We start from the raw sequence: 20,524 nt of genomic DNA on the forward strand, positions 1-20,524 counted from the left end.
AAGTATTATAATCTAAGCGTTAACTATTCCGATTGCACAATCCTAAAGACAATGATGGACAACAATGTTTCCGTTGTAGTGTCATTCGATTCGGACTTTGACAAAATCAATGGAATAAGAAGAATACACTTATAAAAATAGTGGTGGGAAATAGGTATTTATTTCCCGATCATGCTTTTAAGGCTGTCAATGTCAAACTTAAGCCTGTCAAGTTCCAGCATCAGTTCGTTTTTCTCGTTTTCTATTTTTACAAACTCAGGCGATTTCACATGCAGCTTTTTGACTTCAGTGCTGATGGTTACAGCAGACAAATGCTCGATATATTGGTATTTCAAATCTTCAGGGTTTATCATGAAGTATGCCTGATCTGTCTTGTTTTTGGCTTTACCTTGTAGATCATTGACGTCATCGAGACTCATGCCGTCATTATATAGTGCAGATGCGTGGAATTTCCTAAGCATGTGGCTTCGGAATCTGTTGTATGGTCCGATTTTTCCAAGACCCAAATCATCATTAATCCTTTGAAAACTGAGGGTAAAGTAATTGACACCCATCTTAAAGAGTTTGGATTCGTTGGTTACCTTATCGCTACGTGATAATATATGTGCGTTTATCGCTTTTACCGCTTCGGGACTGCAATAGGTGGTGTAGTATTTATTGGTCTTTTTTCTGCGGATGTTGAATGTGGGAATGACTGTCTCATCATCCTCAATCAAATCAATAACCTCAAAGATATTCATATCTCTTCGTGGAAGGTATTCTGACAGTGCATCGATGTAATCCTGTATTGTTAAACTTAGTGTTTCTGCTCTTGCACAACCGCTGGATGCAATAAAAAGTATTGCTGCCTTCATGACTGGACTTGCAATGCCCAAGGCCTTTCTGATGATTTCCTTATCCGGCAGATCGCTGAAATAAATCGGCTGAGGTTTCTGGACAGATTTTTCATTGATTTTGGGCAGTTCATAGATTTCCACATCATAGAACTTGTAGAACTTGATGACATTAATCATAACTAATTTAACAGTGTTTAAAGCATAGTTTTCCAAAAGGTATTGTCTGAATTCAAGAAGTCTGGTTTTGATTCTTCGGTGTTTCCATTTAATTCCTTTATTTTCCTCGCTTTCCGCTTCAGTTAAAAGTTCATCCAAGCCCATTTCATAATATGTGGAATATTTCTCCAGTGCATAGACATACAGTCTTTGTGTGCCCGGTGAATGGTTGTAGGTTACAGATATTGCTTTTAAAAGTTCATTGTTTTTCATAGTTTTTCAGCTCCATAAAGTCTTTGTAAAAACATTTTTGAAAAGAGCCAAAACTAACAATTTATGCTAAGTATATTATAATACAAATTTATTGTTTCCAATAGAATATTAATTTTTTTAAAGTGCAACATTGCACAAAAGCACACTTCCACACTTCAAAATCTTATATAAATTAAAAAATCAGATTCATGAATATGTTAGATGACAAAGGCTCCTTTTATATATTCGATGCGATTCTTGCAATAGTGTTACTTTTAATTGCATTTTTAGTTTTCAATACTGCAATATCCATTCCTACTACTGATTATTCCTATGAAACAATGGATATTAGGACTGCCCAGGATGTGATGGAACTGTTGGGCGGAAAAATAGATTTCAATGACGAGACATTTCTTGGCAAAATTTCGAAAATTTTAGAGGACGGCGAAAATTCAAAGGAGTCAATAAGCGAAGTTTCCGGAATTTCTAAAGACAAGCTGGATTCATATGAAATCAAAAATTATCGTTTCACTGAAAACAATGTTCTGGATGGTGAAGTGTTGGCATCATCTGGGGATTTTAAAAAGGCAAAAGATGTTAATGTGGCCTCTAGAACCTATGATGGTTATTCATATACCTTAGCAATATGGCAATAATTAAATACTATAAAAAACTTAAACTTAATTGTTATCTTATTTTGTTGGCCCTGGTGGTGTAGTTTGGATAACACATGGGACTGCGGATCCCATTCCCCGGGTTCAAATCCCGGCCAGGGCATTATAATTTCCGTGATTATTATGTTAAATGCCAATACATATGTTACTTCCCAAAAAGGAATTGGGGGAACTATTAGAAATAGATATGAAGATTTTTACGTTGAAGAAATTCCAGAAATCATTCCGACTGGAGAAGGTCCAAACATCTACATCTGGATTGAAAAACTCGGAAGGACCACTTTGGATGTCGTTTTAGACATTTCAAGAGACCTTCACATTTCAAGAAAAAGAATGGGCTTTGCCGGAATGAAGGACAAAAAAGCCTTAACCCGTCAATGGATTTGCATTGCCAATATGGATTCGCAAGAGCAATTCAAACAGGTAGAAAACCTGGATATATACAAGACTGATTTTTTAGAAATTGTTCGCGGCAGAAAAAAACTTAGGATGGGCCAGCTTAAGGGAAACAAATTCAAAATCCTAATCAGGGATTTGGACGACATTCAGGAAAGTGCAGATATTGCAAATGAAGTGTTGAAGGAACTGGAAACTACAGGGGTCCCTAATTACTTCGGCTGGCAGAGATTCGGAAAGCCAAGAACAAACACTCATCTTGTTGGTGAAGCCTTAATCGAAAACGACTTGAAGAAGGCTGTTGACAGGTATATCGGCGGTCCGTCCGAAGAGGAGCATGAAGAAAATCAGATGGCAAGACAGGCGTATGATGACGGAAACCTTGAAGAATCCTTAAATTTGATGGGCAAGGGAATGAGATACGAAAAGATGATGATTCGTGAACTGATTAAGGATTCCAAAAAAGGAGAATTAACTGATAAATCTTATAAGAATGCTTTATATGCACTTCCAAAGCCACTTCAGAGAATGTTTGTTCATGCCTATCAGTCATATTTATTCAATGAAGCGGTAAGCAATCGTGTGGCTATGGGAATTGACAAATACATTGAGGGAGACATTATCATCGACACAGAAGAGCACATCGTTTATGATAAGACTCCCGAGGAGTATCAGAAGATGATGGATAACTTTGAAGCGGATCCGACTTGTCCGTTATACGGCACTAAGGTTCCATATGCTGGTGGAATTGTTGGTGAAATGGAAGAGAATGTTTTAAATGGTTATAACCTTACAAAAGAAGATTTTGAAGTTCCGAAAATGCCTCGTTTGGGAAGCCATGGATTGAGGCGTTCAATGAGATTCCAAGTTTGGGATGCCCATGCAGAAGCAACAGATGAGGGTGTTTTATGTGAATTTTCAATCAATAAGGGTTCATATGCCACTGCAGTTTTAAGGGAAATCATGAAAATAGATGTGGTTTAGGTGATAACATGGTAATATGTCCGGATTGTGGAAAAGAGGTTCCAAAAGATAAATTCTGTAAAAATTGTGGGGCTTACATCGCAAATGTTGAAGAAGTCAAACCGGTAGAATCCATGAAAACCGAAACTCTTTTGGATTCCGCTGTCTCACAAGATGCTAAACCGGTTCCGGCTAGGCAAGTTGATAAAGTCAATTTCTGCTATAATTGCGGAGCTGAACTTACAGGCGATTTTAAATTCTGTCCTGAATGCGGTCAGGATTTGAATGCTAAAGCTATTAAACCAGCCAAAACGGTCACATCTTCAGGCGAAAAAAATATTCTTTTAGCCATAATTTTAAGCGTATTATTGCCGGGCCTTGGCCAGATTTATTTGGGCCTTGACAATAAAGGCGCAATATTTCTGATAGCTTATGTGATATCAGCGATTTTAATTTTACTTTTGATTGGATTTTTATTATGTGCAGTAATATGGATTTGGGCATTGATTGACACAATCATTTCAACAAATGCCGTAAATCGCGGAGAAGAGGTTAAAGATAAATTATTTTAAGTGATGCTTATGATTGAATGTAGAAATATTTCAAAAGGAAAAGGAAGGGGGGAACTGATTGTTTCATCAGAGCCTATTAGCTTTTTAGGAGGGGTAAACCCTGAAAATGGTGAAATAATTGATCCGAACCACGAATTAAAAGGAGAAATCATTAAAGATAAAGTCCTATTCATCCCCGGTGGAAAAGGCTCAACTGTCGGTTCTTATGTCATTTTCCAGATGATGAAAAACAACACAGCTCCAAAGGCCATAATCTGTCTGAATGCAGAGCCTATCATTGCTACAGGAGCGATAATGTCAGATATTCCAATGGTTGATTCACCTGCCGAAACCAAGGATTTGACAACAGGAACCCTGGTCGAGGTCGATGGGGATAACGGAACAATCGAAATATTATGATGTGATAATATGCAAACTCTAATTGAAAATGTAAATATCGTAAATCCATTTGAGGAAGTTCAAACCAATCGCAATGTTTTAATTGAAGATAGCATTATCAGGGAAATTTCCTCATCCAAAATCAAAGCCGACAATGTCATTGACGGTGAGGATAATTACCTGCTTTCAGGATTTATTGATTGCCATTGCCATATCTTTGCAAATGGTTTTCACAAAGAGGAAAATATGGCAAATCCGTTAGGCCTTCATTTCTACAATGCGGTGCCTCACGCATTGCAAACCATTAATGCGGGAGTCACAACAATTAGGGATTGCGGATCAGCTGATTTGAGTTTTAAATTGGCTCAGCAAAAAGGTTTGTTCACTGCTCCAAAAGCGCATTTGTCTATCACACCATTGGTCATGACCGGAGGCCATTTCGACTTGTTTCTGCCTTCCGGCTGGGACATGGAGATAATCTATCCGGGCTTTCCCAAGGGAAGATGTGACGGTGTTGAGGAGGTCTTGAAAAAGACCCGTGAAGTCAGAAGGGCGGGCGCCGATTTTATAAAGGTCATGGCAAGTGGCGGAGTTTTAACTACAAACACTTCTCCGGAATTTGCACAGTTCAATAAAAAGGAACTTAAAACAATAGTCAATGAAGCTAAAGCAAGCAATATGAAGGTTTCGGCTCATTGCCATAGTTTAAAAGGAATGAACAATTGCATTGATGCAGGATTCAGTTCAATTGAACATGGAACATTCATTGATAGGAAAACCGCCAAAAAGATGGCTGACAAAAATGTCAGTCTGGTCGCTACATTGCTCGTTCATCAATTTTTAGCCAAAAACGGTTTTCCGGCATGGGACAATTATGCAGCTGAAAAGACAGCAAAGCTTAAAGAGATTGTCGACGTCCACAAGGAAAACGTTTCTGCAGCCTATGAGGAGGGGGTTAATATTTTAATGGGAACCGACAGCGGTGTCATTCCACATGGACATAATCTGGAAGAATTGGCTCATTTGACTGACATAGGCATGAGTGAAGATGAGGCGATTGCCGCAGGTACAGTCAAGGCAGCGGAATTTTTAGGATTCGATAACCTTGGATTAGTTAAAGAGCATTATGTTGCTGATTTGGTTTTGGTCAATTCAAATCCCTTAGATGATGTCGGTGTTTTAAGCGATAACGATAATGTTTTAAAAGTTTTACAGGATGGAATTGTGGTTAAATGAAATTAATGATTGATGCTGAAGAATGCATTGCATGTGGGCAATGCAAATCCGTTTGCATTAGAGATAATATTGAGATTGATGAAGTTGCATATGAAACAGGAAGCAACTGTTTTGAATGCGGCCACTGCATGGCAATATGTCCTACAGGGGCGATTACTCTTAAAATATTCAAGGGTCATGAAAATAGGATTGAGGATTATAATCCTAAAGAACTTCCGGTTAATTACAATGAATTATTGCAATTTTTAAAACAAAGAAGGTCTATCCGTTGGTTTAAAAACAGGAAAATCGATAAGGACACATTCAATAAATTATTTGAAGGGGCTTATTATTCGCCGTCTGCACAAAATGAGCAGGATGTTGAATTTGTCGTTTTAGATAGGAAGCTCAACGATTTCATGAAGCATGTTTATGATATCATCCGGGTTGAAGAGGAGGAATTTTTCAGAATTAAGGAATTCGGAGATTACATTAAAGGCAATTCCACAAAAGAGCATCATCCGTTATTATGGACAGGTCAACAGCTGATTTTAACATTTTCAACCGATAAGACCAGCGCAGTCATAGCAAATACTCGTTTGGAATTGTTGGCATATGCGTTGGGCCTTGGAGGCTTCTATTCATTGTTCATTCTCAAAGCGGATGAAATCAATCATGAAAAATTAATGGAATTCTTCCCGCAAATCGATAAAAACAAGCACATATATTCTGCTTTCATAATAGGCTATCCAAAAAAGAGATTTAGAAGAACCATTCCTCACAATGAAATTAATGTTCAGTACATGTAAAAATTTTTTAGTACACCTAAACTTTATTATGAATGAACTATAAAATTAGTTTTATAGAATACGAAGGGAGGTAATTATGGTAAAACATAAACATATGGATTTGCCGATTGAAGGAATGCATTGCGCTTCCTGTGTATTGAGTGTAAATAAAACTTTTGGTAAAATTGAGGGAGTAGAAGATGTTGATGCGGATTTAGCATCAAATAAATTGCATATTACAGTAGATACCAAGAAAATTTCATATGAGGATATGGAAAGGCTGGTTAAGAATCTTGGTTTTGAACTCCACTCTGATGAAATGACAATAAGAATCCAGGGAATGCATTGCGCATCATGCACAATGAATGTCGAGAACTTTCTGATAAGATTGGATGGAATTTTCGATGTTAAAGCAGATTTGACCTCCCAATCCGCAAAAATCAGATATGATTCATCAAAAGTAACCCTGGATGAAATTGATGAGGTAATAACCTCTTTGGGATTTGAACTTTTAGGTGTTGAAGGTCAAACAGAAATCGATGAAGAAGCGATTTATCAACAGGATTTAAAGGATAAACGTAACAGAATAATCGTTGGTTTGATATTTTCGGCTATTTTAATGATTTTAATGTTCAGCGGTTGGGATCCGTTAATGGGCCTGACCCACAGCATTCATGAATCTACAGGATTGCATATTTCATCAATGGGATTGCTCTCATTGATTGTAAGCATTGCTCCATTTTTATATGTTTCTTTACCTATTTTAAAAGCAGGAATAAACGGGTTAATGCATAAAAACCTGAATATGGATGTCATGTATTCAATGGGTATTCTTGTTGCATATATCTCAAGTATTTTCGGAACATTCGGCATTGTTCTCGATCACACATTCATGTTTTACGACTCAGCAGTGATGCTTCCGTCATTTTTAATGATTGGAAGGTATCTTGAAGCAAGAGCCAAAAAAAGAACATCAGATTCCATACGTGAACTGATAGGTCTTCAGCCAACCGTTGCAACAGCAATTGAAGTGGATGAAAACGGTGAAATAATCTCCCAAAAGGAGGTTTCAATTGCAGATATTGTATTGGACGATTTATTATTGGTAAAGCCCGGCGAAAAAATCCCTGTTGATGGGGATGTAGTGGGCGGTGAGTCCTATGTCGATGAGTCAATGATCAACGGCGAGCCGATTCCTAAAGTCAAAAAGGATGGTGAAGAAGTATTTGCCGGAACCATTAACCAGGATGGAATCCTCCACATTAAAGCTAAAAAAATCGGAAAGGAAACCGTATTGTCAAACATTATTCGCTTGGTTGAAAAGGCACAGTCTTCAAGACCTCCAGTTCAGAAATTCGCAAATACTATTGTATCCTATTTCATTCCGGTTATCTTAACAATAGCCATTGTGGTATTCCTGATATGGTATTTCATTTTGGGGGAAACATTGCTGTTTTCTTTAACATGCCTGATTTCAATTTTGGTTGTTGCATGTCCTTGCGCTTTGGGTCTGGCAACCCCAACAGCAGTCACTGTTGGCGTCGGCAGGGCTGCCGAGTATGGAATATTGATTAAAAATGGGGATACCCTGGAAAATGCAGGCCAGATTGATGTGGCCGCTTTCGATAAGACAGGTACAATAACCGAAGGAAAACCTGAAGTAGATGACATCATTGCATATGGCTGTTCAGATGACGAGTTAATCCAACTCGCCGCAAGTGTTGAGCAGAATTCAACCCACCCGATTGCCAAGGCCATTGTGAATAAATCTAAGGAATTAGGCCTTAAGCTCGACCAAACCAGCGGATTTGAAAATGTCACAGGAAAAGGCCTTAAAGCCGAATTAAAAGGCAGCGAAGTTCTTGCTGGCAATCTGGCATTAATGGAATCATTCGACATCGATGTTTCCGATGAAGTGGTCAGTAAGTATCATGAACTTGAAAAGCTGTCTAAAACAATCATATTCCTATCACAGGACAAATCCGTGAAAGGCATTTTAAGCCTGTCCGATAAGATAAAAGCCAATTCTAAAAGGGCCATTGAAGAACTGCATAAAATGGGTGTTGAAACCTACATGTTAACAGGGGATAACGAATCCACTGCATTGAATGTTGCCCGTGAAGTCGGAATTGACAATGTGGAAGCGGGAATTCTTCCGGAAAACAAATTGGACATTGTCAAAAGCACTCAAGCAAATCATACCAAAAAAGTTTTGTTCGTCGGAGACGGCATCAACGATGCTCCGGCACTTACACAGGCCGATATTGGTGTTGCCATGGGTAACGGTACGGATATTGCAATGGAAAGTGGAGATATTGTTGTGATGGAAGGAGATTTGGAGAATGTCGTTGCAGCAGTGCAGTTTTCCAAAAAGGTAATGCGCAGAATAAAGGAAAATATTTTCTGGGCCTTTGCATATAACTCAATTTTAATTCCGGTTGCGGCAGGCGTTTTGTATCCGACATTCGGAATAACATTCGAACCGGCTCTTGCAGGTCTAGCGATGGCCATGAGTTCAGTTACAGTAATATCCCTTTCATTGATGCTTAAGAGATATGTTCCTGAAATAAAAAGAAGTTGAAATTAATTGATTTTCAAATCAATTAATTCTATTTTTAATTTTTAAAAGTTTTCGAGCTTATATCCACTTTAAAACCAGTTTTCTGATTTTTCAAGTAACTCATCGATAATTGTTGGGATGGAGCCTATGTAAGTATGAGGATCCATAATCTTGTCGACATCTTCTTGGGTTAGGAATTTTTGCACTTCCTCATCCTCCAAGATTAATTCTCCGAGCAATAGTTTTTCCTTATTTGCTTTGATTGCATTTTTCCTGACTATTCCATAAGCGGTCTGTTTTCCCATTCCTGCACGGGTTAGCTCTGCCATTAATCTTTCGGCCATCACTAAACCGTTGGTCAGGTTCAAGTTTCTTTCGATATTTTCATCATAGAACACTAGGTTGTTCATTAATTTAATGGTAAGGTTTAGGATGTAATCTGTTAGGATACAGCTTTCAGGAAACATTATCCTTTCACATGAGGAATTGGTCAAGTCTCTTTCATGCCAAAGCGGGTTGTTGTCAAGCGCCGCATTCACATATGATTTCACAATTCTTGCAACGCCGCAAATTCTTTCGGCAGTGATAGGATTCATTTTATGGGGCATTGTACTGCTTCCCACTTGTTTTTCAGGGTCGAAATATTCCCCAACTTCCATTAGTTCAGTTCTCTGCAAACTTCTAATTTCAAGTGCAATCTTATCTAAAGTAGATGCTATATTGGCTAAAACACTGATGAATTCAACATGGTTGTCTCTTTGAACAACCTGATTAGTTATTGTTGCCGCAGGCAATCCTAAGATTTCTGCAACTGTTTTATGAATTTCCCAACCTTGTTCGCCTAATGCGGCGGTCGTGCCGACTGCACCATCCATCATTCCAACGCAAACATTTGATCTTGCATTTTCTAATCTTACATATTGTCTGTGAAGCTCATCTGCCCATAGACCAAATTTCATACCGTAAGTTGTTGGAAGCGCATGCTGGCCGTGTGTACGTCCGATGCATACTTTCATTTTGTTTTCACTTGCAAGCTTAAGCATGATTTTTGTTAGCCTTTCCAGTTTTTCTTCTAAAACATCAATTGAGTCACGAATGAGCAGTGAATTTGAACTGTCAACAATGTCGTTGGATGTTGCTCCAAAATGAACATATTCTCCGGCACCATTTTCACATACTTCTGTAATTGATTTTGATAATGCCGCAATATCGTGATTGGTTTCAGCTTCGATTTCTTTTACTCTTTCTAGTTTTACATAATCGGTATTGGCTTTAGCTGCAATCTCATCTGCAACTTCCTGTGGAATGATTCCAAGTTTTCCTTCCGCCAAAGCCAAGGCCGCTTCTACATCGAGCATTCTTTGCAATTTATTTTCTTCTTCCCAAATATTTTTCATTTCGGGTGTACCATACCTAAATTCAATAGGGTGTATAGCCATTTTTTATCATCTCACAAAATTGTATAATAATATTATTTTTGTTTTTTAATTAATTAAATTTTAGCAAACATTTATATTCTTTTATTATAAAATCATTATTTAACTATTATAGTTGTATAATAGGTGATTATTTGGAAACTAAAATACGACAGTTTCGCCAAGAAAAAGCTTTGACTCAACAGGAATTGGCTGATTTGGTTGGTGTGACTCGTCAGACTATTAATGCTTTAGAAAATGCTCGATACAATCCTTCCTTAATATTGGCCTATAAAATTACAAAAGAATTGGGTAAAGATGCAATAGAAGATGTGTTTGTGCTCGATGATATTGAATAGATTAGAAAACATAATTAATTTGGGATTAGTAACTCACTTGTTATAACTAACTAGATTATTGTATATTCTTTTTTCCGATTGAATTTTATTTTTGATAGAATGTCTTTATTTAACGATAAACTTAAAAAAATTACTTTAAAAGAGATGCTGTCTGTTTTCATTGTTTTATTTCTGATTCAATATTTGTTAAATTCTTTAAACATTGTTCAAGTCAATGCATTTTGGATTTATATTTTCATAATATTTTACTTTATTTTTAAACTTAAAGATGAATTTTTTTCAATTGGAGATGACATATCAGAAGTCTTTTCTCCGAATGTAATAAGGAATGTTTTTTTGATAGTAATATTGAATGTCTTTCTTTCGTATGGAATGTTGTATTTCTCCAATTCCATTTTACAGATTGCATCCCACAATATTTTCGAATCATTTTTTACAGGCAGCTTGATTGCAACGGTTTTCATCTCTCCAGTTGTGGAGGAACTGATCTTTAGGGGGGTTTTTATCAACAGATTGAAACTGGTCGTTCCGACGGTTTATGCAATATTGATATCTTCCATGATATTTGCGTCACTTCACAGTTTCGGGTCAATTTTTTCGGCTTTTATTTTTGCAGTTTGTGTTTCAATATTATATCTGAAAACTGAAAACATTTTCGTTGCAATATTCGCTCACTTTTTGAATAACCTGTTTGCCGAAATAATTGTTATGGCTGATTATAACAATATTCTATTTACAGATAACATGATTGTTTTAATCATGTCTCTTTTGGCCATTCTTTCGTTAATTTTAATTTCAGTATCAATTGTTAAAGAATTAAATACTATAAATAACAATAAATCTTAACATGGATTTAAGAAAAATCGGAATCTTGCTTATTCTTGTAGGCATCGTTCTTACTATTGTTTTCATTGATAATCAGCAAATTTTTGTTCCGGCTTTAACCGTAACCGTTTTAGGATTTTTCATGACTGTTGTAGGTTTTGTCAGTGAAATCAGGAAAAGGAAAATTATCAATGACCAACTGGAAAAGGATATCGGGACAATTCTTCAGCCAATGATAACAAGATATTCTAATTTGAATAGACAGTATAAGCGCGAATTTGAAGGCGATGAGTACGTTCAAAAAAGATTGCAGTTGAACAGGGATTTGGAACGTGAAATTTCACAAAAGCTTCCTTATCTGGAAAGTAGGGAAATTAAGAAAATCGTCATCGAGTTCAGCAGGGAACAGGATAAGATGTAGAATTTTTTTTCAAAATTTATACTGATGTACATTTTATGACAACAAGGTTTTAAATAGTACATTATACTAACTATTATTAGTGATAAAAATGTTTTCCCCAAATTTAGAAGAAGTAAAAGAAATAGCAAAAAACAGCGAATATAAACGAATCCCCATATCCTATGAATTATTTTCAGATATGGCTACACCAATTGAAGTTTTAAGAATTTTAAAAGGCATAAGTAAACATACCTACATGCTGGAAAGTGTAGAGGATTCAAAAAAATGGGGAAGATACACATTTTTAGGTTTTAATCCGCTTCTGGAATTCACCTGCCAGGATGGAACAGTCAAAATCAGGGGTGATGAGGATTTCAATGAATTAAGCAATGATGAAAAAATCATCAAAACGCAAAATCCCAATGAAATCATCAAGGAACTGGTTTTGAAAAACAAATCTCCAAAAATCAAAGGCCTTCCGCCATTCACAGGAGGTTTCGTCGGATATTTCGCCTACGACTACATCAAATACCAGGAACCGAGCCTAAACTTGGACGCCGAAAATCAGGACCAGTTCAAGGACATTGACCTGATGCTGTTCGACAAGGTAATCGCATTCGACAACTTCAAACAGAAGATAATCATCATCGTCAACATGAAAACAGACGATTTGGAAAATAACTATAAAAAGGCATGTGACGATTTAAGAGAGATTGCCGATTTGATTAAAAACGGTGAAAGAATAGAAATCCCTCCGTTAAAGTTAAAATCCGATTTCAAGCCGGTATTCTCACGAGAGAAGTTTTGCGACATGGTCGAAAAGGCCAAGGATTACATTTATGAAGGCGATATTTTTCAGGTAGTGCTTTCAAATAAAATCGAAGCGGATATCTCGGGAAGTCTGTTTGACACGTACAGGGTCCTGAGAACTACAAATCCATCCCCTTACATGTTTTATTTTTCAAGCGACGATATTGAAATCGCAGGCGCTTCCCCGGAAACTCTTGTGAAACTGAATGACAATAAGCTCTATACTTTCCCTCTTGCAGGAACCCGACCCCGCGGAAGCACTGATGAGGAGGATGAGGAACTGGAAAGGGATCTGCTTTCGGATGAAAAGGAACTTGCGGAACACAATATGCTTGTGGATTTGGGAAGAAATGATATCGGAAGAATTGCCGAAATAGGCTCTGTAAAAGTCGAGAAATATTTGTCAATTGAGAAATTTTCACATGTGATGCATATAGGCTCAACTGTAACCGGAACATTGAGAAGCGATTTGGATTCACTTGCAGCCATCGATTCGATTTTGCCTGCAGGTACATTATCCGGAGCTCCAAAAATCAGGGCATGTGAGATTATAAACGAACTTGAAGACAATAAAAGGGGGATTTATGGCGGTGCTATCGGATATGTTGATTTAAGCGGAAATATCGACACATGCATTTCAATAAGGATTGCCTTTGCAAGAAATAATAAGGTATTCATACGTTCGGGAGCGGGCATTGTTGCAGATAGTGTTCCGGATAACGAATTCGATGAATGTTTGAATAAGGCGGCAGCCGTTATTGATGCCTTAAAAATCTCTGACGGAGGATTAGAATGATACTTTTAATTGATAACTATGACAGTTTTTCATACAATTTATACCAGCTGATTGGTGAAGTCAGAAAGGATATTCAGGTTTCAAGAAACGATAAGATAACGATTAAGGATATTGAGGATTTAGACCCTGACGCAATCATTCTATCCCCAGGTCCTGGAAAAGCGGAAAATGCAGGAATCTGCATTGATCTGGTAAGGGAATTCCATGATAGGATTCCAATTTTAGGTGTTTGCCTCGGTCATCAGGCAATATGTGAAGCGTTTGGAGGTAAAGTGTCACACGCCAAAAGATTGATGCACGGCAAATCATCGGACATATCACTGGATTATGATTACATCTTTAAAGGCCTTCCATCTCAAATCAACGTTGGCAGGTATCATTCCTTAAGTTTAATAAAGGAAACGCTTCCCGAACCTTTGGAAATCATTTCAAAAGCAAAGGATGACGGGGAAATCATGGCGGTAAAGCATAAGCGGTATAATGTTTATGGCCTTCAGTTCCATCCGGAATCAATCCTGACTCCTGATGGATTAACAATTATGGAAAATTTTTTAGATAAAGTCGAAAGAGGGATTTTATGATTAAAGAAGCTATTTTAAAAGTTTATAAACATCAGAATTTAACATATGAAGAGGCTTACCAAACAATGGATGAAATCATGAGTGGTGAAGCAAGTGAAGTGCAGATGAGTGCCTATTTAACGGCAATGTCCATGAAAGGCGAGACAATTGAAGAAATCACCGCTTCCGCCGAAGCGATGAGGGCTCATTGTTTGAGACTTTTAAATGATGAAAATGTCTTGGAGATTGTAGGAACCGGAGGTGACGGTTCGAATACATTCAACATTTCAACAACTTCATCAATCGTTATTTCAGCAGCAGGAATTCCTGTTGCTAAGCACGGAAACAGATCCGCATCAAGTAAATGCGGCGCTGCAGATGTGCTTGAAGAATTGGGAGTGAATATTAATATAAGTCCTAGTAGAAGCTTAAGATGTTTGAAAGAGAATAACATTTGTTTCTTATTCGCTCAAAATTACCACCTGTCAATGAAATATGTGGCTCCTGTCAGAAAGGAACTGTCTATCAGAACAATATTCAACATTTTAGGTCCCCTAACCAATCCTGCAGGTGCTACAATGCAGGTTTTGGGAGTATATGAAAAGGAACTTGTTGAACCGCTAATGGAAGTGCTGAAGAATCTGGGAGTCGATTCCGCCGTATCCGTGTATGGAATGGATGGGATGGATGAGATTTCAGTCAGTGATAAAACTTTTGTATGTGAACTTAAAGATGGTAAAACAATGTCCTATGAAATTTCACCGGAATATTTTGGGATGGAAATGTGTTCAAAAGATGACTTGGTTGGCGGGGACGCTAAAGAAAACGCAAAAATCACATTATCAATATTGAATGGTGAAAAAGGTCCAAAAAGAAATGCTGTTCTTTTAAATTCTGCTGCAGGTCTATATGTTGCAGGCAAAGTTGATTCCTTAAGGGAAGGTGTCGAGCTTGCAGCTAAAATCATTGATTCAGGCAAGGCACTGGAACAGCTTGAAAAATTTATCGAATTTACAAACGGCTGATTATTATGTTGGATGAAATTGTTGAAAAAACTAAAGAAAGGGTAGAGCTTGCAAAAAGCATTATTTCAATTGATGATTTAAAAAATGAAGTTAATTTGATGGATATTACAGATGACTTTCCGTTTAAGGAAGCTTTAAGTGGAGAGGATATTGCAATAATTGCCGAGGTGAAAAAGGCTTCCCCTTCCAAAGGAGTCATTGCTGAAGATTTTGATTATCTGGCTATTGCAAAGGAATATGAGTCTGCAGGAGCATCTGCAATATCCGTATTAACAGAACCTTATTTTTTCATGGGATCTGACGATTATCTAAAAGAAATTTCTGAAAATGTAAGCATTCCCGTTTTAAGAAAAGATTTCATCATTGATGAATATATGATATGGGAAGCTAAGGCATTAGGCGCTTCAGCTATCTTGCTGATCGTTTCTATTTTGGATATTGTTCAGTTAAAGAAATATTTGGATTTGGCTCATGATTTGGGTCTTTCTGCAATTGTCGAAGCCCATGATGGTGATGAAATCATGAGAGCCTTGACTGTGGGTGCTGAAATCATTGGCGTCAACAACAGAAATCTTAATGATTTTACTGTAGATATTGAAAATAGTATCAGTTTACGTAGATGTGTCAGCGGCGATGTCATATTTATTTCAGAAAGCGGAATTAAAACAAAGGAAGATGTCACCAGATTGAAAGAAAATGATGTTGATGCAGTTTTAATTGGTGAAACTTTAATGAAAAGTGATGATAAAAAGGCTTTGATTTCGGAGTTCAAAAATGGTTAAAATCAAAATCTGTGGAATAAAAAGATTTGAAGATATCGAAATTGTAAATAAATTTAAACCGGATTACATAGGTTTCGTGTTTGCAGATTCAAAAAGAAAGGTTTCACATGATTTGGCATATGAATTAAAACTAAATCTGGACTCAGACATAATTTCAGTGGGTGTTTTTGTCGATGCATCTCCGGAGGAAATATTGAAATTATTTGATGAGGGAACAATTGAAATGGCCCAGCTTCACGGCATGGAAACTGAAGAGTACATATTAAATCTAAAATCAAAAACCGGCGGTGAATTAAAAATCATCAAAGCCATTGAAATGTCTGAAGAGATAGACTTATTGAAATTCAACGACTCTCACGCCGACTATCTGTTGTTGGACAGTGGCAAAGGCAGTGGAAAAACATTCGATTGGCGCTTAATAAAATCCGGATTAAAAAAGGAATTCTTTTTGGCCGGCGGATTGGACATTTCAAACATTGATGAGGCAATAAAGGAATTCAATCCCTATGCAGTTGATTTAAGTTCAAGCTTAGAAATTAATGGTTTTAAGGATGAAAATAAGATTAAGGAAATAATGGAGGTTGTAAAGTGAGTAAAGGAAGATATGGCGAATACGGTGGGCAGTACATATCAGAAACATTGATGAACGAACTGATTTATCTTGAAGAGCAATATTATCATTACATGAACGATGACGATTTCGTCAATGAATTAAATACGCTATTAAGGGAATATGCAGGACGCCCTTCCCTATTGTATTATGCCAAACGAATGACGGAAGATCTTGGCGGCGCTAAAATCTATTTGAAACGAGAAGACTTGAATCACACAGGAGCCCATAAAATCAATAATGTTTTGGGCCAGGTGCTGCTTGCTAAAAAAATGGGAAAAACAAGAGTGATTGCCGAAACAGGAGCAGGCCAGCATGGAGTTGCCACCGCAACAGCCGCAGCATTGCTTGACATGGAATGTGAAGTCTTCATGGGCGAAGTCGATACAAAAAGACAAGCTTTAAATGTATATAGGATGGAATTGTTGGGAGCAAAAGTCCATTCAGTCAAATCAGGAACTAAAACTCTGAAAGACGCAGTTAATGATGCATTCCGTGACTGGATTGCCAGAGTCCATGACACCAATTATGTGATTGGTTCAACAATGGGGCCCCATCCTTTTCCATTGATTGTTCGTGATTTTCAGGCAGTAATCAGTGCCGAAGCAAAAGAGCAGTTCCTTGAAAAGGAAGGAAAACTTCCCGATGCAGTCATCGCATGTGTTGGTGGGGGAAGCAATGCAATGGGTGCATTCTATAATTTCATTGATGATGAGGATGTTAAACTGATCGGCTGTGAAGCAGGCGGAAAAGGAGTGGACACGCCATATAATGCAGCGGCACTTACAAACGGCAAAATCGGAATATTCCATGGAATGAAATCGATATTCAATCAGGGGGACTACGGCCAAATCGCACCGGTGTACTCGGTATCAGCGGGTCTGGACTATCCTGGCGTAGGTCCGGAACATGCTTATCTAAGAGACACAGGCAGAGCCGAATATGTTCCGGTTACTGATGAGGATGCAGTGGAGGCATTCGAATACCTGTCAAGAATGGAGGGAATAATTCCCGCCATTGAAAGCGCACATGCAGTTGCATATGCCATGAAAATAGCTCCTCAAATGGATAAGGATGAAACAATTATGATTTGTCTTTCAGGAAGGGGAGATAAGGATGTCAGGTCAATTGCCGAGTACAGAGGAGTTGATTTAAATGAGTAAAATACCTAATGCATTCAAAAACGGAACAGCTTTCATAGGATTTTTAACTGCAGGAGACCCTACAATCGATAAGACTGTCGAATACATCCTGGCGATGGTTGAAGCGGGCTGTGACCTGGTAGAAATAGGCATTCCATTTTCAGATCCTATGGCGGAGGGAGTTGTAATTCAGGAAGCTAATGTAAGGGCCTTAAAACATAACACAACCACTGATGATGTTTTTGAAATTGTCCGACGCGTTCGTGAGAAAAGCGATGTTCCTTTGGTCTTTTTAACTTACATAAATCCTGTTTTCTTTTACGGTTATGAAAAATTCTTTAAAAGATGTGCTGAATTGGGTGTTGACGGGATAATATCTCCTGATTTGCCTTATGAGGAAAAAGGCGAAATTGCAGACATTGCCATGTCAAATGGCGTTGATGTCATCTCATTAATCGCACCTACATCAAAACAGAGAATACAAAAGATAGCCAGTGATGCAACAGGTTTCATTTATGTTGTTTCATCATTGGGGGTCACAGGAATGCGTTCAGAGATAAAAACAGATTTAAACTCCATTTTATCAGATATTCGCGAAGTCACTGATTTGCCTTTAGCCGTTGGTTTTGGTATCAACACGCCTGAACAGGCAACAGACATAGGTAAAATTGCCGATGGAGTAATTGTTGGCAGTGCGATTGTTAAAATCATTGAAGAATATGGGGAAAATGCTGCCGAACCTCTAAAAGAATATGTTTCTGCTATGAAAAAAGCTTCAAATTAATAATTTATTTAAAAACATAAACATTATTAAATAGAAAAAATAAATATAATCATATTATTTACAAGAGGATTATTTATGTTTAAAGCAGAATTAAGTGATTCTAGTATACTAAAAACCAGTTTTGATGCTATTTCATCAATTGTAGATGAAGTACAAATTCAAACTGATAGTGAAGGCATGAGATTAGATGCCTTAGACCGCAGTCACATAACTTTCGTACATTTAGAACTTAAAGCAAGTTTATTTGATGAATATATCTGTGATGTTCCTGAAAAGATTAACATTGATACTGATGAGTTCATGAGAGTTCTCAAACGTGCAAAAGCTCAGGACAGAGTGTTAATGTCTGTCGATGAAGGCAATTTCATTATTACCTTTGAAGGTGATGCTACAAGAACATTCAAAATCAGATTGATAGATATTGAATATGACAACCCAACTCCACCTCAAATATCTCATCCGACAACATTTAAAGTACGTTTCTCCATCTTAAAGGATTGTATCAACGATATTGACATATTCTCCGATAAAATTGCTTTGCAGGTTGATGAAGATTACTTCATTGCATCCGCAGACGGCGAGTTCGGTGATGCAAGCATCAAATATCTTCATGGAGAAAATATTCAAGAGCATGCAAAATCTTTATTCTCTTTAGATAAGATTAGAGAAATGCTCAAAGCAGATAAATTTTCCGAGGAAGCAGAAATTAGCTTAGGTACCGACATGCCATTAAGTTTAACACTTAATATGGTAACTGGCGACGGTAAATTAAGTTTCTTACTTGCTCCTAGATTAGAACAAGATGATTAATTTCATCAGTTCATCTTTTCTTATTTTTAAAAGTTAAATTTTCGAGATGGTAATCAGTGAATGAATTCTACCAAACATTACGCAAAATTCAGAAGAAAGAACGTAACAACGGTTCGCTAGCTAGGGTAGATGAGGATTTTTATGATAAGCTCATCGAGTATATGGATGAGTTGAAAAATGAAGCAATGAATGATCCTTTTTCCAAAGCACCTGCAATTCTCAAACAGGCTCAAATCATTGCAACAGAAATTTGCCAAAGGCGTGAGAAGAAAATTGCCGATGCAGCCGTTGTCAACATCCACAGGTCTTATCATTTGTTCACAGGTAAACCTCAGTTTGATTTGGTCGATACCACTCCGTTAAATTTAACTCCTGAAGAGGAAAAATTTTATTATTCTTTAATTGACACCTTAAAAAATCACAGGGGAAACATTTCACTTGAAAAACTGTCCGAGGATGATGAAAGCCCTTCCCAGCCAATCATCAAACCTAAGGAAACTCAAAAAAACACTTTAACTTCACAGCCTGCTGTTGAGGAAGAGCCAATCAGGCAAAAGACTGAACCTGAACCTGACAAAATTAAGCCGATTGCTGAAAAACCAGAACCGGCAGCCAAACCAAAAATTAAACCGAAAGTTGAAAATATAGAGGACAATCCTAATGCTTTGGACAGCCAAGATGAGTTTTATGATTTTGAATCTAAAAAGGTGGCCAGAGATACGGAACTTGTTACCATGCTTGTTTTCGATGATGTGGATGCAATTGTTGGTGTTGATGAAAAAATCTATGGACCTTTCAGACCGCAGGATATTGTAACGATGCCATTGGTTAATGCAAAAATATTTTTCAAAAATAGAAAAGGTCGTCAAGTAAAAATTTAGATGATTTTTCCATTACCTTTAAATAACTTAATAAATAAATATACTAATCGTATCTATTTGTGATAATAAAAAATTATATTTTATTATAATTTGGATTTTTGCTGTCTGTAGACTTGATGCGTTACAAAACAGTTTTTATCTCTAACGTTTTTTGATAGAAATTGAAATTAGATAAATTCGCAGATAGATTTATCATAACTTATTAATTAACGGTGAAAAAATGAAAATACCAAAAGAAAAAAGAACATACTGTCCTCACTGCAGGAAACACACCGTACATGAGGTACATACTGCAAAAAGGAAAAAAGCTAGTGAATTAACTTGGGGACAAAGACAATTCAGACGTGTGACTGCTGGTTACAGAGGTTATCCAAGGCCTTTACCTGCTGGAAACAAACCAGTTAAAAAATTAGATTTAAGACTTAAATGTAAAGAATGTGGAAAATCTCACATTAAACAATCTTTCAGAACAGGTAAACCTGAATTCGTAGTTAAATAAGGTGGTTAACATGGTTAGTAAAGGAAGAGGAAACTT

General features: G+C 37.2%; 23 protein-coding genes and 1 tRNA gene. 21 read left to right on the forward strand and 3 right to left on the reverse strand.

Going from position 1 to position 20,524, the window contains the following annotated elements:
• Positions 1-158: 158 nt before the first annotated feature.
• Positions 159-1,265 (reverse strand): site-specific integrase, encoded by a 1,107-nt coding sequence (locus tag IJF99_RS01020; RefSeq protein WP_292790837.1) that lies wholly within the window; start codon positions 1,263-1,265, stop codon positions 159-161.
• 194 nt (positions 1,266-1,459) lie between these two features.
• Between IJF99_RS01020 and IJF99_RS01025 the strand changes: the two genes are divergently transcribed.
• From IJF99_RS01025 to IJF99_RS01060, 8 genes are all read left to right on the forward strand, one after another.
• Entirely contained in the window at positions 1,460-1,900 is a 441-nt protein-coding gene (locus IJF99_RS01025) for a hypothetical protein (RefSeq protein ID WP_292790842.1), read from the forward strand.
• A 47-nt stretch (positions 1,901-1,947) separates the two neighbouring features.
• Positions 1,948-2,021, forward strand: a tRNA-Arg gene (locus IJF99_RS01030).
• A 20-nt stretch (positions 2,022-2,041) separates the two neighbouring features.
• The gene (gene truD / locus IJF99_RS01035) at positions 2,042-3,298 is read left to right on the forward strand and encodes a tRNA pseudouridine(13) synthase TruD (RefSeq protein WP_292790844.1); all 1,257 of its coding nucleotides are present in this window, start codon (positions 2,042-2,044) and stop codon (positions 3,296-3,298) included.
• Between the two features lie 8 nt (positions 3,299-3,306).
• Positions 3,307-3,849 (forward strand): TM2 domain-containing protein, encoded by a 543-nt coding sequence (locus IJF99_RS01040; RefSeq protein ID WP_292790848.1) that lies wholly within the window; start codon positions 3,307-3,309, stop codon positions 3,847-3,849.
• A gap of 9 nt (positions 3,850-3,858) precedes the next feature.
• Entirely contained in the window at positions 3,859-4,248 is a 390-nt protein-coding gene (locus tag IJF99_RS01045) for a DUF126 domain-containing protein (protein WP_292790853.1), read from the forward strand.
• A 9-nt stretch (positions 4,249-4,257) separates the two neighbouring features.
• Positions 4,258-5,463, forward strand: coding sequence for an amidohydrolase family protein (locus IJF99_RS01050; RefSeq protein WP_292790856.1), 1,206 nt, complete (start codon positions 4,258-4,260; stop codon positions 5,461-5,463).
• Positions 5,460-6,251 carry a nitroreductase family protein gene (locus IJF99_RS01055; protein WP_292790858.1) on the forward strand — a complete coding sequence of 264 codons (792 nt, stop codon included), beginning with the start codon at positions 5,460-5,462 and terminating at the stop codon, positions 6,249-6,251. The genes IJF99_RS01050 and IJF99_RS01055 overlap by 4 nt, the downstream gene beginning before the upstream one ends.
• Positions 6,252-6,327: 76 nt before the next feature.
• The gene (locus IJF99_RS01060; RefSeq protein WP_292790861.1) at positions 6,328-8,811 is read left to right on the forward strand and encodes a copper-translocating P-type ATPase; all 2,484 of its coding nucleotides are present in this window, start codon (positions 6,328-6,330) and stop codon (positions 8,809-8,811) included.
• Positions 8,812-8,879: 68 nt separating this feature from the next.
• Here IJF99_RS01060 and purB read toward each other — a convergent pair whose 3' ends face one another.
• Positions 8,880-10,229, reverse strand: a complete 1,350-nt coding sequence (gene purB / locus IJF99_RS01065) for an adenylosuccinate lyase (protein WP_292790864.1) — start codon at positions 10,227-10,229, stop codon at positions 8,880-8,882.
• Between the two features lie 131 nt (positions 10,230-10,360).
• Here purB and IJF99_RS01070 point away from each other — a divergent pair, with 131 nt between their 5' ends.
• A complete protein-coding gene (locus IJF99_RS01070) occupies positions 10,361-10,564 on the forward strand; it encodes a helix-turn-helix transcriptional regulator (RefSeq protein WP_292790867.1) in 204 nt (67 codons plus the stop codon).
• A 245-nt stretch (positions 10,565-10,809) separates the two neighbouring features.
• On the opposite strand, the gene IJF99_RS01075 is transcribed toward IJF99_RS01070, so the two are convergent.
• Positions 10,810-11,028 carry a hypothetical protein gene (locus IJF99_RS01075; RefSeq protein WP_292790870.1) on the reverse strand — a complete coding sequence of 73 codons (219 nt, stop codon included), beginning with the start codon at positions 11,026-11,028 and terminating at the stop codon, positions 10,810-10,812.
• On the opposite strand from IJF99_RS01075, the gene IJF99_RS01080 reads away from it, so the two are divergent.
• The 12 genes from IJF99_RS01080 to IJF99_RS01135 all read left to right on the forward strand — a co-directional run bounded on the left by IJF99_RS01080 (position 11,009) and on the right by IJF99_RS01135 (position 20,488).
• Positions 11,009-11,410 carry a CPBP family intramembrane glutamic endopeptidase gene (locus IJF99_RS01080; protein WP_292790873.1) on the forward strand — a complete coding sequence of 134 codons (402 nt, stop codon included), beginning with the start codon at positions 11,009-11,011 and terminating at the stop codon, positions 11,408-11,410. The two genes, IJF99_RS01075 and IJF99_RS01080, sit on opposite strands and share 20 nt — an antisense overlap.
• Before the next feature lies 1 nt (position 11,411).
• Complete coding sequence (locus tag IJF99_RS01085; protein WP_292790876.1) at positions 11,412-11,810, forward strand: hypothetical protein; 399 nt, start codon at positions 11,412-11,414, stop codon at positions 11,808-11,810.
• Positions 11,811-11,898: 88 nt separating this feature from the next.
• Positions 11,899-13,395, forward strand: a complete 1,497-nt coding sequence (gene trpE, locus IJF99_RS01090; protein WP_292790878.1) for an anthranilate synthase component I — start codon at positions 11,899-11,901, stop codon at positions 13,393-13,395.
• Positions 13,392-13,976 (forward strand): aminodeoxychorismate/anthranilate synthase component II, encoded by a 585-nt coding sequence (locus tag IJF99_RS01095; RefSeq protein ID WP_292790881.1) that lies wholly within the window; start codon positions 13,392-13,394, stop codon positions 13,974-13,976. The genes trpE and IJF99_RS01095 overlap by 4 nt, the downstream gene beginning before the upstream one ends.
• The gene (gene trpD / locus IJF99_RS01100) at positions 13,973-14,980 is read left to right on the forward strand and encodes an anthranilate phosphoribosyltransferase (protein ID WP_292790884.1); all 1,008 of its coding nucleotides are present in this window, start codon (positions 13,973-13,975) and stop codon (positions 14,978-14,980) included. The genes IJF99_RS01095 and trpD overlap by 4 nt, the downstream gene beginning before the upstream one ends.
• 5 nt (positions 14,981-14,985) lie before the next feature.
• On the forward strand, positions 14,986-15,762 hold the full coding sequence (gene trpC, locus IJF99_RS01105) for an indole-3-glycerol phosphate synthase TrpC (protein WP_292790887.1): 777 nt from the start codon (positions 14,986-14,988) through the stop codon (positions 15,760-15,762).
• On the forward strand, positions 15,755-16,354 hold the full coding sequence (locus IJF99_RS01110; protein WP_292790889.1) for a phosphoribosylanthranilate isomerase: 600 nt from the start codon (positions 15,755-15,757) through the stop codon (positions 16,352-16,354). The genes trpC and IJF99_RS01110 overlap by 8 nt, the downstream gene beginning before the upstream one ends.
• Positions 16,351-17,535: a tryptophan synthase subunit beta gene (gene trpB / locus IJF99_RS01115; RefSeq protein WP_292790893.1), complete on the forward strand. Its 1,185-nt coding sequence runs from the start codon at positions 16,351-16,353 to the stop codon at positions 17,533-17,535. The genes IJF99_RS01110 and trpB overlap by 4 nt, the downstream gene beginning before the upstream one ends.
• Positions 17,528-18,298 carry a tryptophan synthase subunit alpha gene (gene trpA, locus IJF99_RS01120; protein ID WP_292790896.1) on the forward strand — a complete coding sequence of 257 codons (771 nt, stop codon included), beginning with the start codon at positions 17,528-17,530 and terminating at the stop codon, positions 18,296-18,298. The genes trpB and trpA overlap by 8 nt, the downstream gene beginning before the upstream one ends.
• A 75-nt stretch (positions 18,299-18,373) precedes the next feature.
• Positions 18,374-19,108 carry a proliferating cell nuclear antigen (pcna) gene (gene pcn, locus IJF99_RS01125; protein WP_292790899.1) on the forward strand — a complete coding sequence of 245 codons (735 nt, stop codon included), beginning with the start codon at positions 18,374-18,376 and terminating at the stop codon, positions 19,106-19,108.
• Between the two features lie 56 nt (positions 19,109-19,164).
• Positions 19,165-19,989 (forward strand): hypothetical protein, encoded by an 825-nt coding sequence (locus IJF99_RS01130; protein WP_292790902.1) that lies wholly within the window; start codon positions 19,165-19,167, stop codon positions 19,987-19,989.
• Positions 19,990-20,209: 220 nt separating this feature from the next.
• Positions 20,210-20,488: a 50S ribosomal protein L44e gene (locus tag IJF99_RS01135; protein WP_292790904.1), complete on the forward strand. Its 279-nt coding sequence runs from the start codon at positions 20,210-20,212 to the stop codon at positions 20,486-20,488.
• Positions 20,489-20,524: the final 36 nt, after the last annotated feature.

This window comes from Methanobrevibacter sp., from assembly GCF_017406825.1.
Lineage (GTDB): Archaea > Methanobacteriota > Methanobacteria > Methanobacteriales > Methanobacteriaceae > Methanocatella.